Below are 13,918 nucleotides of genomic sequence, written 5' to 3' on the forward strand. Positions count from 1 at the left end.
GCATCCAAAAATGAAAAATTTGCTTATTGTTACCAAATCCCAATACGGATACCATATCGACCCCTATAAGTTTGGGATCTATCTGAGAAATGATTTTCGAATTCATCACCTGAGTTGGGATTTTGGCCTTCCCAAAATCAAGGGAGAAGGCATTCGAACCAGGTACCTGAGCAGAAAGGGGAATAAAGCCTCGCGGTTTTTCCGCTTCCTGCGAGAAATCAATAAGGAAATACGGACGGGAACCTACGACCTGGTTTTCTTGGTCTATTTCCCCGGCTGTTCGTATCTCCTGCTGCAAAATCCGCAGCAAGCCTTTAACGTGGACATACGAACGGCGACCGATACCGACAATTCATTTACCAATTTCTGGAAAGACAGTCTTTTGAAATGGGAGAGCAATCGGTTCCCGCACCGCTCCATTTTGAGCCATGGACTGGCCAAAAGACTGGGGTTCAAAACCTACCATTTTCTTCCGCTTGGGGGAGAGCGGTTCTGTACGGAAGATAAAACCTTCGATGCATTGCATTTGCTCTATGTAGGCACGTTGGAAAACAGAAATTTACTAACGTTTATCCGCGGCTTGCACCGCTTCATCAGCAGCTACGAAGGAACCTCTCTTCCTAGAATTTCTTGTACGATAGTTGGCGACGGACCCGGAAACGAACGTGCGGAAATTGAGGAATACATCCAGTCAAAGGGCCTGGAAAACCTGGTCCAAACGACCGGATACGTTCATAATGATTCTTTGCATACCTATTTTGAAAAGGCAACCGTTGGAATCTCTTTTGTCCCGATCACACCGTACTATACGCATCAGCCTCCTACCAAAACCTACGAATACTTACTCTCAGGATTGCCGGTATTGGCGACGGCCACAGAAGAAAATGCCAAAATCGTTTCCGATACCTGCGGCGTACTGATTTCGGATACAGAAGAGGGAGTCGCCGAAGGGCTCGGCAAGCTGCTGCAAAACCTGAACCGGTTTGACTCGAAAATTATCCGGCAGGTTTGCAGCGAGCATTCCTGGCAAAACATCGCCTTGACAAACCTCCGTCCCTATCTGGAGAACATTGCTGAAGTAAAGAAAGCCTCATTTCAGATCGGTTAACTACATCATGCCATGCAGAACAAGAAAATAAACTCGCTCTTTGTAACCAATATGTACCCCACCAGGGAGCATCCGGTAGACGGAATTTTCATCCAGGAGCAAATTCAGGATTTGGTAAACATCCTGCCGCTTTCGGCTGAAGTCGCATTGATCGATTCTGTGCATCAAGGAAAAAAGGAATACCTTAAATCGCTCGTCTCCATCCCCAAGCGTATCCGATCTGCATCTTATGACATCATACACGTCCACTACGGATTGTCTGGCCTCTTCCTGCTTTTTTACAAACCAAAAGCGAAGGTATTCCTCACCCTGCACGGAAGCGATATTCAACGGCGAAAAAACAATGCCTGGCAAGTTTGGCTGACAAAGAAGATTCTTTCGAAAGCCGATCAGATCTTTGTTCAAAATCAGGCAATGAAAAACTTGGTCCTCCCTCATAATCCACAAGTGGCCGTCGTTACCTGCGGGGTAGATGCAGAATTTTTCAAACCAGAGGCCCGGAGGAATTCTTCCGACGAGTCGAAATTAATAGTGTTTCCAAGCAGTCCCAGACGTGAGGTAAAAAACTATCCTTTGTTTTGCGAAGTCATTTCCCGCATTCGGGAACAAGTGGGGTTTGAAATACGAGTTGCCTGTATTGACCAGTTAAGCCGATCAGACGTTCGCAGTTTACTAAGTAACGCCGATTGTCTCCTTCTTACATCGAAAACCGAGGGATCACCTCAAGTAGTAAAAGAAGCACTTTGTTGCAACCTACCGGTGGTGGCCGTTCCGGTGGGAGATGTCAGAGAAATCGTCGCCGGAGTTCCCAATTGCCAGGTAGCTACTTCCCATGATGCCGATGAGCTGGCCCGTTTGGTAATCGAATGCCTGCAGGAAAAGCGAGGAAATATTCGGCAGGCCTTTCTTCAAAACAAAAAATACCAGCACCTGGCAATCGCCGAAGAGGTGGCAAAATATTACCTAGAAGCAGTAAACGTAGAATCCGTAAACGGCCCGGCTAAAACCACTGCAAAGGCCGTATCCTAATTGAAAAAAAGCAAAAATTCCTAAAATTTAAGTGAAAATAAAATTTTCGTACGAAAATGGAAAACCCAGAAAAAAAGAAAAAGCTCATTCTGATATGCTCCAATGGAGGACATCTGGCACAAATCATGGAATTAAAAGATTGGTTTGTTAAGTTTGACTACCTTGTCGTGACAGAAGAGGCCCCCTCTACTTTGCCTTATGCGAAGCACCTAAACATGAAATTTCTAAAGGGACGACCCAAAGGGAAGAAACGAAGTCTCTCCTTTTTCTTTCACCTGTTAGTCAATTTCTACCTGACAGTAAAAATTCTCCTGCACCATCGCCCAAAAGCGATCATTACGACCGGCAGCCATACCGCAATCCCTATGTGCTTGATAGGAAAAGCCCTGGGAGCAAAGATTGTGTGGATATTGTCATACGCTCGAATAAAGTCCAGAGCGGCTTCCGCTGATTTGATTTACCCATTTGCAGATAAATTTATTATTCAATGGCCAGTACCGCAAAAGTTTTACAAAAAAGCCATTTACCTGGGCGGTATTTACTGAACTTGGTTATTCATTCATTAACCCTTTAATTTACCCAAAATGATACTCGTACTATTGGGAACATTTCCCACGCAATTCACACGCCCGCTGATCGCCATCGATGCACTTTGTAAGGAAGGAAAGATTCGTGAAAAAGTCATCGTTCAAAGTGGCTTCACAGAATTCCCCTCCGAGCATCTTGACTACAAACCCTTTGTTCCGGTAGAGGAGCTCGATTTGCTGTATCAAGAGGCCCGAATCATTATCTCCCATGCAGGATCAGGCTCCTTGCTGAAGGGCCTGAAGATGGGAAAAAAAATCATTGCCATTCCGCGCATGCCAAAATACGGTGAGGTGGTGGATGAACACCAACTTGAAATCCTGGAGGAATTTGAAAAAGAAAACTACCTCCTTGCCTGGCGGGAAACCGATGATCTTGCGGATCTGCTGGTGCAGATCGACTCGTTCGAAACCGAAACCTTTTGTCTCAAGTAAACAAAATATTATTAACTTTCTCGATCAGTACATGGAAACGCTTTAAAAAAACATGAGAAATTATCCAAAATTCTATAGGAAAAGGTAAACCGGAGTCTATCAGTGAGCGGAGCACTTACCTTTTAGGACTACTTTTCCTGTCCCTTGGGACCCCAAACGACTACACCTGAGAAAGTCGTTTGGGTAGCCGATAGGGTCGAGCGTTAGCCGCAAACTCCCGAACGCAGCGTTCGGGTGTCAAAAATTCCGATTGCGGACAGTAGTTTCCTTGGCAAAGAAAAAGTGCTGCCTTTGCGATTCGCCGTCAACCGATGAAATATACCGATCCATTTATTATATTACAGGATGGTGGGTACGCAGCTACCCGGCCTTTCTGTTCACTCAAAGATCTTTTTAGCACCAATGAAGAAAATAATTTTTGCTTTGTTGCGGTATTCCGGGCTACCCGTTTTATTTCGGGAGGTTTTTCAACGAAATAAGGTGACGGTATTGGTTTTTCACGAAATGGATTTCCAAACCGCCGAGACTTCGTTTGCCTACCTCTCAAAAAATTATAATTTCATCTCTTTGGACATGCTGGTTGAAGCCATCCAAAGAAAGGATAGCAGCCATCTCCCAAAAAAAGCCATGGTCGTCACGTTTGACGATGGACATGCCGGAAATTATGCACTGCTTCCCGTACTAAAAAAGTACAAGGTTCCGGCGACCATCTTCATTTGTTCCGGGATTATCGATACGGGCCGTCACTATTGGTTCCGGGAGGGATTGGATAGGCAAACGATCCGGCATTTAAAGGAAATCCCAAATAAAGACCGAATCGCATTCCTTCGATCCAAAGGTTTTGAGCTGGAAAAGGAATACCCCGTAAAACAAGCACTTTCCATGGCGCAGATCGAAGAGATGAGTCCATTTGTTTCTTTTCAATCCCATACCGTATCCCACCCCATTCTGAGTCGCTGCGAGGACGAAGAATCCGAGTGGGAGATTTCGGAATCAAAACGTGCCCTTGAAAAAAAGCTTAAACGCCCAATCAACGCAATTGCTTATCCCAATGGCAGCTACACAAAACGGGAGGTCGTGTTTGCCAGGGACGCCGGCTATGCATGCGCATTGACAGTAAAGCCGGGATATAATTCCACCCACTCTGACCCATTTCTTCTCCGGAGATTGGATCCCAACGATACCTCAGATATCAACGAACTCATTGTGAAATCATCCGGAATTCAAACGGTCCTTGGCAGTCTGTAGCAGTACAGGAATAACCGATTTCCGTCAACTAGCCTTTTTTGGCAACCTCGCGAGCCATACCCGGAAGGAGGCGCTTGATTTCCCGCACGCTTCGATTCCCAGAAATCCCCATGGGCGATACGTAGCATACAGAAGTACTCCTCCCAACCTGCGCTCGTTTCCCGAATAGGTGTCGATAGGAAGTACCTTTGGAGAAATTGGCACCGATTCAGGAAGCCACGAGGAAACGCAAGCGCTCAACCGAATGATCCTGCTTTACGGCAGTGATTAGGTACACTCCTTCCTTAATTCCCGGCAGCGAGAGCAGGTACCCGTCGCCCTCTCTCTGCAGATTTTCGGCATCGTATTGAAACAAGAGATTCCCCAGCGTATCGTGAATTAGAAATCGCTGAAAACCAGTACTCCCTCCTTCCACGAAAATTCGATCTACCGCTGGATTGGGATACAAGGATAGGCGGGCTCCAGTCGGAGTGTCCACGTTTTCATCCACCACCGGAAGCTGGTTTGTTTGAAGCCTTAGGTAGTTGGCAGCGGAGGCTTTGCCGCCATAAATCAAAATACCCGAAATCGTCGCCCGGTTAGCCGAGGCTACCATCTCAAGCTCCAACAGGCCATCCTGAACCACCACTTCTTCGAAAGCGAGCTCCAGTGGCCGATTGTTACTTTCCAAAAACAGATCCAGATTAGGTTTCACCAGTCTCCCTTCCAAAGAAATGCTAAATACCCTTCGTCCAGGTCCTGCCGACGGACCGGCTTTCCCGTACCATAGTTCGTTGTGGTACGTTTTAACCAGGTAGGTACCGTTGGGTACCGGGATTCGATACCTGAGGTCAGGCCCATGCCGTTCGGTTTGAAACAATTCTACTGTACTGGCTGTGGTTTGCTGGTACGTAGTCCGCGAATTAAAAAAGTCAAACGCCCCAATCTCCCCCAAAAACTCCGTATCTCCCAGTACCGTAGATCTTGAGGAACCCGTATTCAGGGACAACTGAAAGGGTTGTTGAGCGGGTGCAGCCTTCGAAACGGCACTCTCCTGTGGTATAATCGAGATACCCGAAAGGGTGGCCCGGTTAGCGCTGGCAATCATGCGGAGGCTCAAAACTCCATCTCTCACCTCAATGTCGGGAAACGTCAATTGCAGGGGAGAGTTGTTGCTTTCCCGGTACAGGTCCAAGGCATCCTTTACCGTGCGGCCTTCCATACGAATGGAAAAAACCCGTCTTCCAGGTCTCGCAGCAGGCCCTCTTTTTCCAAACCAAAGTTCGTGGTGATGGGTAACGACAGTGTACCGCCCATTTTTTACGGGTATTTCTATCCGCAGGTCCGGGGAATTTCTTTCTTGTTTGTACAACGGTATATCGCTTGCACCCGGGTTGCGAAAAGTATAAGAAGTCCCCGAAAAAAATGAGGATCCAGGGTCCGATGCAAAGTAGGTATTTTTAAAAATAACGGGCTCATTGGTTCCGAAACTGTAGTGAATGCCTGATCCTTCCGGAGACGGCGCCTGTTGTTCCTCCGTGAGGGCTACCTTTTCGGAGGTTTCCACTGCCTCATTTGCTGCGACCTGCAGGAGTACCTCTTCCGAATTTGAGATATTCCCTTCCGTATCCCATATTTTTGCTCTAAGCCGGTAATTGCCTTCATCGAGCGTCAACAAGGTGAAATGGTAAGGAGCTGCATCGGAGGCACCTAGCCATTCATCATTGCTGAAAAACTCCACTTTTGAGACGTCCACGCGCGGATCGGTAGAGACTTTTGTCTCAATGGTCACTTCATCACCAGACTTAAGAGATGTTTCATTCTTCGGAGAAACGATGACGACGCCCGGGGCCTCGATGGGTGCTGATTTTTGTTCAACTTCCGGTACTCCGGGCAGATTGATTGACAAGTCGTCCAGAAAAATATTTGTTACATGGGGATAGGTTGTGTCTGCGTAGGCATTGATGCTAAACATGTTTACGTCTACTTCTGGTTTTAGGGTATTGCGAAACCCTGTATCGATGACCAGTTCATCGTCCTGCCAAACGAGCACCCTGCCCTTATCTCCTCTGTCCTGAATGATTCGCACTTGGATTTTCACCCACTTCCTGACGGGTAAATCGATGCCCTCAGGGGCTTTCCAAACAACATCGGGACTGTTGTTTCCCCAAAACTTTTGGAGATCGGCGAGGCTTAGGTAATTTGCACCTCCACTACCCGCGCCTCCGCGAACCTCCAACCCAAGCACGAAATGGGGTAAATTGATCTGGTCCGGGCCGGTTCCCGGGCCTCCAGGAGCGAACTTGACACCTTTTGTTTGAATTAAATTAAACCAGTCGTTATTACGGTCAAAATCGATCCGATTCGGAAAGTAAAAATATTGGGTAAAAATTAAATCCTTGTGTTCGGATATTTCTTTCCAGCGGTAGTTTCTTGTGGCATGTCCACCCCCATTCGTGGTATTTATGGACATTTTTAATGCGTATTTTCCCGTTCTTGCCACCTCGGTACTCACGAAACTGTTGCCCCTGTTGCTGTTAAATTCTCCTCCTCCTCCATTTAGCAACCAATCCCTTTGGGAGCCACTCTCGTGTCCTGTGCCCCATAGTTGTTCTCCCAGTCGATTGGACGGCACCGGTTCCTGAAGGGGAACCGGTGCGGAAGGCCTGAGGGTATTCCAATTAAATTCCCTGGCAATCAACCCATTGATCCCAACGAAGTAAGCGAGAAAAACTACATAAGCTGCTCTTTTTTTGAGCCCTTCGAGCGGCCGCGACCCAGCTCTCATGCGGGTTTCAACAATCTGTTTCATTTTACTTGTGATTAGCGCTGTTTCCATACATTGGTAAAAAAAAGAAATTCATAAACCGATTATTGTATTTAAACAATACAAATAATATAAACTGTATTTTGAATACAGCAATATATTTTTCTGAATAAATAGGTATTTATTAAAATAAACAGTATTTAATTTTAAAAAACAAAACACATCCACATTCTTTTCAGAACGTTATTATAAAAAGCTTCCGGGTCGGAAATGGAAAAAACGATCGAAATGCATTTATTTCAGGAGGAGCGTCGAAAAACAGATGGGATGAGCCCACTGCCAGATATATTTCGAAAAGAATTTTTTTTTTAATCTGGCTCCGCTGAATTTGGGTGAATCAAGCCGCTCGCCTGCCGGTCGGGGGCATATTCAATGCCAAAATTGATTTTTACATTTTATTTGCCCTACTTGCCAACAAAAAATCTGTCTTTCCAAACCATGAAGTATTCCCGAATTACCGGCGCCGGACACTACCTCCCCGAACGAGTGGTAACCAATGAAGACCTTTCCCGCATGATGAATACCAATGACGCATGGATCGTCGAACGCACAGGCATCCGGGAGCGAAGGTGGTTTACTCCCGGAAAGGAAACGGTCACCAGCATGGCAAAAGAAGCATCCGAAATGGCCATTAAAAACGCCGGATTGACAGCCAAGGCCATTGATTTTATCGTATTCGCGACCATCACTCCGGATTATTTTATTCCTGGAAACGGCGTACTGCTGCAGCGGGAACTTGGTCTGCAGGGAATCGGTGCTCTGGATATACGAAATGCCTGCTCGGGTTTTATCTACGCGCTATCAATTGCCGACCAATATATCAAAACAGGTATGTACCGGAGAATTTTGGTCGTAGGGGCAGAAATCCAATCCTCTGCACTGGATAAGAGTGACGAAGGTCGCTCCTCTGCGGTGATTTTTGCAGACGGAGCCGGCGCCGTCGTCCTGGAAGCCACCGATGGAACTGATCGAGGTATCCTTTCAACCCACCTGCATGCGGACGGGGACTTTGCAGAGGAACTGTACGTCAAAGACCCGGGGAGCAGTCGGGAAATACGTATTTCGAAGGAATTAATCGACTCGGGCTCGTTCAACTTATTCATGAATGGCAATGCCGTTTTCAAGCATGCCATCGTTCGGTTTGATGAAGTTATTCGGGAAGCTTTGCACGCCAATGGAAACGTACCAGCAGACCTGGACCTCCTTATTCCGCATCAAGCCAACCTCCGCATCAGCCAATACATACAGGCAAAACTTGGGCTGGAAGACCGGCAGGTCTACAACAATATCACCCATTATGGCAATACCACCGCGGCGACCATTCCTATAGCGATTTCGGAAGCCTTGATGCAGGAAAAAATTCATCCGGGAGACTTGATTTGCCTGGCTGCATTTGGCAGTGGGTTTACCTGGGCTTCGGCGCTCATTCGCTGGTAAAAAATTCTATCCCATGTACAGCTTCGCCTCATTGCTTTCCATTACCCGGGAACGGGAACTCTTCGAAAAAATCAGCGCCGCCAAAAGCCTTTTTGTAACCCTTTTTTCCGAGGTAGGCAATCAAGTAGGCTTGGTAGATCTGAACGAGATACATCCGGATCAGAAAGGGATGAAAATCAGCAAGGGAAACGAATTGCAGCAATGTCCCTATCAGGTTTTGGATATAATACGGGATTTTAACAAGGAATCAGGTCTGAATATCCGGGTACTGCATTGGTGGGGAAGAGGTCTTTTCCTGCAACTCTATTTTGGCCGGATGCATCCATTTCTTCAAACCCCCGGATTGGAAAAATTAGCGCAAAGCCGCTTTTACCTGTGCAAAGCCGATCGATGGAATTACCAAAAAATCATTGACGAGCAGCATGTTGAACCCTTTGATACACAAAACCTGCCAAACCACCTGCTCCACTATTCTCACCTTCAGCTGATCAAATCCCTGCCGATAAGAGAGCCGGAGCGACTGGTACCCGAATTGGTTCTGGAGATCAGGCAGTTGTATTCCCTGCTGCGGGAGTAAGCCCTAACATAGCAATCAAAAACAGGTAATAATTGGTTTTAACGATAAAAAAACAAAAAACATGAAAGTTTTTCCAAACTAAATAAAGTTTTTTAACTATATGCCGTAAATTGGAACCAAGAACGGGCCCAATCCGTAAGACCTTTATAAATCGATTGAAATCGCTCATGAAATACCTGTTTGCCTGTCTCGCCACTGTCTTTTTTATGGAGTTTGCTTTTGGACAAGGTCAAATGGTCAACCTGTACAACAAGGACTCCACACTCATGGGTAACGGGGTCATGGTGAACAATAAAATGGACGGCCTCTGGAAGTTCATTAACCCAAAAACCCAAACCCTGATCCAGCAAGGCACCTTCGACAAGGGAGTAAAAGACGGGCAGTGGATCAGTTATTTTTCCAATCGCCAGAAGCGAATCGTAGCCGAATACAAAGATAACCGTCTCAACGGCGCCTACCAGGAATTTGACCTGGGAGGGGCGCTGATCAAACAAGCCGTTTATCAGGACAGCGTATTGATCGGCCCCTACAAGGAATACTATGGCAACCAAGGTGCGTCTGGATTTTCCAACCCAAGGCAGGTAAAGACGGAAGGTAACTATACCGCCGGCAAGCGTTCGGGCACCTGGATTTTTTACTACGAGAACGGAGAAAAGGCAGTGGAAATCCAATACAAGGAAGGCGTGAAAGACGGGGCGTATAAAGAATATGCTCCATTTGGGGAGTTGGTTGTCGAAACCTCCTACCAAAACAACCAACCGCACGGAGAATTCAAGCGGTATTCTCCCTCCGGGCGAATCCAGGAACAAGGTACCTATGATGCGGGCAAGAAAGTAGGCGAATGGGTGAGTTTCTTTCCGGATACAAGCATCAAAGAATCCGAGAAAAATTTTGACGAATCTGGCAATAAGACCGGTACTTGGACCTACTATTACGAAAACAGACGGGTCGCACGTATTGAAAAATACGAAAGCAACATTCCGGTAGGCATGTGGGAGGAGTTTTTCCCGGACAAATCCCTATCCAAAAAGGTTACGTACGACCTGGGAGTACCCGTAGGTGACTACGTAGAAAACCACAGTAACGGCAATCCCTCCGTACGGGGACAATACGAAAATGGCTTTCGCACAGGCGTGTGGAAAAGTTACTATCCGGAAGGAAAACTCTATTCCATCGGTGAATACAAAAACGATCTCAAATCCGGACTTTGGAAGTACTTTAACAAAATAGGTATTTTAATTGCAGAGGGCAGCTACCAACTTGGAAACGAGACGGGACAGTGGTTTTATTACTACGACGGTGGGCAGTTGAAGTCGGTGGGAAGCTACCTCCTGGGGAAAGAAGATGGTATGTGGGGCCTGTTTTACGACAACAAACAACTCACACAGGAGGAAACCTGGGAGTTTGGCAGACTGATGAACGTCAGCGAATACAATAACTACGAAGGTACCAAAACACTGGACGCCGGGACATTGACCGACGGCAACGGTACCCGACTGACTTACTATATCAATGAACAAAAAGAATCGGAAGGTAATTACAAGTCGGGGAAGGCAGAAGGCACCTGGAAATACTACCACGACAACGGAAAACTAGCGTCTGAAGGGCAGATGGTGGATGGAAAGAAAGAAGGAGCCTGGAAATATTTTACCCGATCGGGCAATCTGGAGGACATCATCACCTTCAAAGCAGACGAAGTAGTGCCGGAAAGTCTGCCAGAGGAAAGCGATTTATTTCAGGATTTTAACTAAATCCAAACAAACTGCCCCGATGACTGTTTTCTAAGAAAAAGAAAGACATGTTTGGTTTATTCAAGAAGAAAACAGAAGTAGAAAAATTGCAGGAAACCTACAAAAGCCTGATGGAAAAAGCACACAAAGCCTCCCACCAAAACAGAGCGTTGGCAGATGACTTGATGGCGCAAGCCGAAGAAGTCGCCAAGAAAATCGACGCGCTTAAAAAATAATCAGCTGGTTTTACCAGCTTTTTTTTTGATATTTTTTTTCTTTTTATAGTTATTTTTCCAGCGTAAAAAGCGTAATATTCAAAATATTATTTTGTATTGATCCAACGAGCGAAACATGGTACGCTTATTGCCGTATAACATTCTAACAACAAATTGTTATGCGCCATGAAAACGTTCAGAATCAATTCATCGCTACCAGGGCAAGTTGTAGGATTTGTCATCGTGACTGTGTTGCTGTTTTTGCTTGCCGGAACCAAAGCAAGTCAGGCTTCCCCATTTGCCGTGTCCTTTCAGGTTTTCTATGAAGAGCTTAGTCCTTATGGAGATTGGATAGAAGATCCTCATTACGGATTCGTATGGATTCCCTATGCCGAAAGAGGCTTTCAACCCTACCGCACCAACGGACACTGGGTCATGTCTACCTATGGCAACACCTGGGTATCGCATTACGATTGGGGATGGGCTCCCTTCCACTATGGCAGGTGGTTTTTTAGCGACCTCTACGGCTGGGCCTGGATTCCTGGCTACGAATGGGGACCTGCCTGGGTTAATTGGCGAACCGGCAGCGGTTATTACGGGTGGTTTCCACTGGGTCCACGGGTTAGCTTTTACACCTCGTTCCGATTTCCTGTGTACAACCATTGGGTATTCGTCCCAAGACGACGTCTGCTGAGCCGAAACCTCTTCCGCTATTACTTACCGGGTAGAAACGTCAACGTGATCTACCAACAGACGACGGTAATCAACAATACCTACGTATACAATAATAGGAATTACATAGCCGGACCAAGCAGACGGGAACTGCAGCAGGTAACCCGACGAGACGTACCGGTATTTCAAGTAAGAGAAGGACGAAGACCCGGGAGGACTGCCGTCAGCCAAAACAGCATACAGCTGTACAGGCCTCAAATACAGCCTGATCAGGCTCGAAGTAATGGCAGACAGGTTCAGGCTAGACCGAGAAACTATATCCCCGCCGACGAGTACCGGGCCAGAAATGCGGAACGCATCCAATCGGAGAGAAGAGCCGTACTTCCAGAAGCGGCCCCGGGAAATTCCCTGAGATCCGAAACGCTCAAAAACGGGAATATTCGGGATAGCCGATCAGCCCGGACCAATCCGGCGATAGCTCCCGCAAGAATTGGGTCCGATAACAGCACGCGCAGGGGCACCACGTATACCAACCGAGCCGTTAGCCCGTATCGTAGGGAGGCACCTGCAGCGGAACGGTCCCAACCCTATGCCCGGTCCAGGACCACGACCGTCGCTCCACGGAGTAGCGCACCTGCCCAGTCCTCGGTCAGATCCGCCCCTTCTCAACCACGGGTAAACGCCAGCAGGCAGCCGTCTACGTTACAACGGAACACCAGATCTTCCACACCGACGGTACAACGAAGCCGCCCGGCACAAGGCCAGGTTCGGGCAGCCAAACCTGGAAATAACACCACCCAAATGAGGCGTTCGGCGCCGGCTAGCCAGAATAGAACGCTTCGAAGCGCACCGGCTACCCGTCCTACCCGAACCTATCAAAACAGAGGTAGTAGCGGGACAGCGCGCAGGGTGGCTCCTACCACACAAAGAAGCCAACGCAGTGCTCCTGCAGCTTCTAGTCAGCGCTCCCGAAGAGGAGGAAACTAAACGATTACTAGCAAAAAAGGCGGTTTGAACCCGCCTTTTTTTGTGCTAAGACTACATATAATCCTCAGGAAACTGCCTTGACGGCATTTTTCATTTTTGCAAGCCCGGTTTTTGCCACTTCCAAGGGATCCTGTGCCCAATAAGTGGGGTTAAAAAGCTCCAAAGAAAGCACCTTGTTGCCACCCATCTCTCTCAGATCACCCAGTATTTGCGACAACGGGGCCACCCCATCTCCTGGATAAACCCGGTCCTTGTCCTGCTGTTTTTCTCGTGGAATGGAGTCGGGATAGTCGTTTATATGAAATATCTCGATAGCTTGCCCATGGATGAGCTTCAAACCATCGAAACCGGAGCCACCCCTATACAAGTGGTACACGTCCGGAAGCAGGCGTGCATCCGGATCATTGGCCACGGCCGCTACCATTAAAATCTGGCCCAAATGATGAAAGGGGGCAAAGGCTCCCCAGAACTCAAGCTGGGGCATCACGCCGGTCTTTCGACCCAGGTCCAGCAAGGCCTTGTACTTTCTTCCAGCTGCCATCAAATCGACGGGGGCCTCCGCACCGATGCCCGGGGCAGCCACCCTACTGCAACCTATTTCGGCGAGCATGTTCATTTCTTCCTCCATTTGCAGGAAGCCAGCCTTACTTTTGGCTTCGTCTGATGCCATCCAGGGAGCAAAACCAATGGCGTTTTCCACACGAAGCCCATGCTGCCTGACGATATCGTGTAATTCGGTCGTGCTGTGCCCGGCTGAAAGAAACTTCTTTACGTCATCTACCCACACCTCGATGCCATCGTATCCGGCTGCTGCCGCAATTTCTATGTACCGCAGCAGCCCCGGCTGCTGACCGCGGATGGTACTGGTGTTTAGACAAAAACTAAAAGTAGATTCTTTTGGGGAACGGGAAAAGGCGGGGGCCGGAGCAAGCGCGGCCAGGGCACCCAGGCCCATACTTTTTACTGCGTTTCTTCTGTTGGTCTTCATGCGTTTATTTATTCGTACACGGAATGATTACTTGATCGGAAAGGCGCCGGAAAGGCAGATAAATCTACAAAAAAAAATGCCATTTCAGCCCTTCAGCGCTTC

Annotated in this window: 12 protein-coding genes; 10 read left to right on the top strand and 2 right to left on the bottom strand. The window is 47.5% G+C overall.

What is annotated here, in order from left to right:
- The first annotated feature begins 10 nt into the window (after positions 1-10).
- The 5 genes from ABWH99_RS21020 to ABWH99_RS21040 all read left to right on the top strand — a co-directional run bounded on the left by ABWH99_RS21020 (position 11) and on the right by ABWH99_RS21040 (position 4,404).
- A complete protein-coding gene (locus tag ABWH99_RS21020) occupies positions 11-1,108 on the top strand; it encodes a glycosyltransferase (RefSeq protein WP_375583750.1) in 1,098 nt (365 codons plus the stop codon).
- Positions 1,109-1,120: 12 nt separating this feature from the next.
- A complete protein-coding gene (locus tag ABWH99_RS21025; protein ID WP_375583751.1) occupies positions 1,121-2,137 on the top strand; it encodes a glycosyltransferase family 4 protein in 1,017 nt (338 codons plus the stop codon).
- Between the two features lie 56 nt (positions 2,138-2,193).
- A complete protein-coding gene (gene pssD, locus ABWH99_RS21030; protein WP_375583752.1) occupies positions 2,194-2,682 on the top strand; it encodes a PssD/Cps14F family polysaccharide biosynthesis glycosyltransferase in 489 nt (162 codons plus the stop codon).
- Between the two features lie 39 nt (positions 2,683-2,721).
- The gene (locus tag ABWH99_RS21035; protein ID WP_375583753.1) at positions 2,722-3,156 is read left to right on the top strand and encodes a glycosyltransferase; all 435 of its coding nucleotides are present in this window, start codon (positions 2,722-2,724) and stop codon (positions 3,154-3,156) included.
- 402 nt (positions 3,157-3,558) lie between these two features.
- The gene (locus tag ABWH99_RS21040) at positions 3,559-4,404 is read left to right on the top strand and encodes a polysaccharide deacetylase family protein (RefSeq protein ID WP_375583754.1); all 846 of its coding nucleotides are present in this window, start codon (positions 3,559-3,561) and stop codon (positions 4,402-4,404) included.
- 208 nt (positions 4,405-4,612) lie between these two features.
- On the opposite strand, the gene ABWH99_RS21045 is transcribed toward ABWH99_RS21040, so the two are convergent.
- Positions 4,613-7,195 (bottom strand): malectin domain-containing carbohydrate-binding protein, encoded by a 2,583-nt coding sequence (locus tag ABWH99_RS21045; RefSeq protein ID WP_375583755.1) that lies wholly within the window; start codon positions 7,193-7,195, stop codon positions 4,613-4,615.
- A 453-nt stretch (positions 7,196-7,648) separates the two neighbouring features.
- Here ABWH99_RS21045 and ABWH99_RS21050 point away from each other — a divergent pair, with 453 nt between their 5' ends.
- The 5 genes from ABWH99_RS21050 (at position 7,649) to ABWH99_RS21070 (ending at position 12,828) form a co-directional block, all read left to right on the top strand.
- Positions 7,649-8,647: a 3-oxoacyl-ACP synthase III family protein gene (locus ABWH99_RS21050; RefSeq protein WP_375583756.1), complete on the top strand. Its 999-nt coding sequence runs from the start codon at positions 7,649-7,651 to the stop codon at positions 8,645-8,647.
- A gap of 13 nt (positions 8,648-8,660) precedes the next feature.
- Positions 8,661-9,224 carry a hypothetical protein gene (locus ABWH99_RS21055; protein ID WP_375583757.1) on the top strand — a complete coding sequence of 188 codons (564 nt, stop codon included), beginning with the start codon at positions 8,661-8,663 and terminating at the stop codon, positions 9,222-9,224.
- A gap of 167 nt (positions 9,225-9,391) precedes the next feature.
- On the top strand, positions 9,392-10,975 hold the full coding sequence (locus ABWH99_RS21060; RefSeq protein ID WP_375583758.1) for a toxin-antitoxin system YwqK family antitoxin: 1,584 nt from the start codon (positions 9,392-9,394) through the stop codon (positions 10,973-10,975).
- 47 nt (positions 10,976-11,022) lie between these two features.
- Positions 11,023-11,190, top strand: coding sequence for a Lacal_2735 family protein (locus ABWH99_RS21065; protein WP_375583759.1), 168 nt, complete (start codon positions 11,023-11,025; stop codon positions 11,188-11,190).
- Between the two features lie 165 nt (positions 11,191-11,355).
- Positions 11,356-12,828, top strand: a complete 1,473-nt coding sequence (locus tag ABWH99_RS21070; protein WP_375583760.1) for a DUF6600 domain-containing protein — start codon at positions 11,356-11,358, stop codon at positions 12,826-12,828.
- A gap of 64 nt (positions 12,829-12,892) precedes the next feature.
- Here the strand turns inward: ABWH99_RS21070 and ABWH99_RS21075 are convergent, their stop codons facing one another.
- Positions 12,893-13,816 (bottom strand): sugar phosphate isomerase/epimerase family protein, encoded by a 924-nt coding sequence (locus ABWH99_RS21075; protein ID WP_375583761.1) that lies wholly within the window; start codon positions 13,814-13,816, stop codon positions 12,893-12,895.
- Between the last annotated feature and the right edge of the window lie 102 nt (positions 13,817-13,918).

Source organism: Cyclobacterium xiamenense, assembly GCF_042140265.1.
GTDB lineage: Bacteria > Bacteroidota > Bacteroidia > Cytophagales > Cyclobacteriaceae > Cyclobacterium > Cyclobacterium xiamenense_A.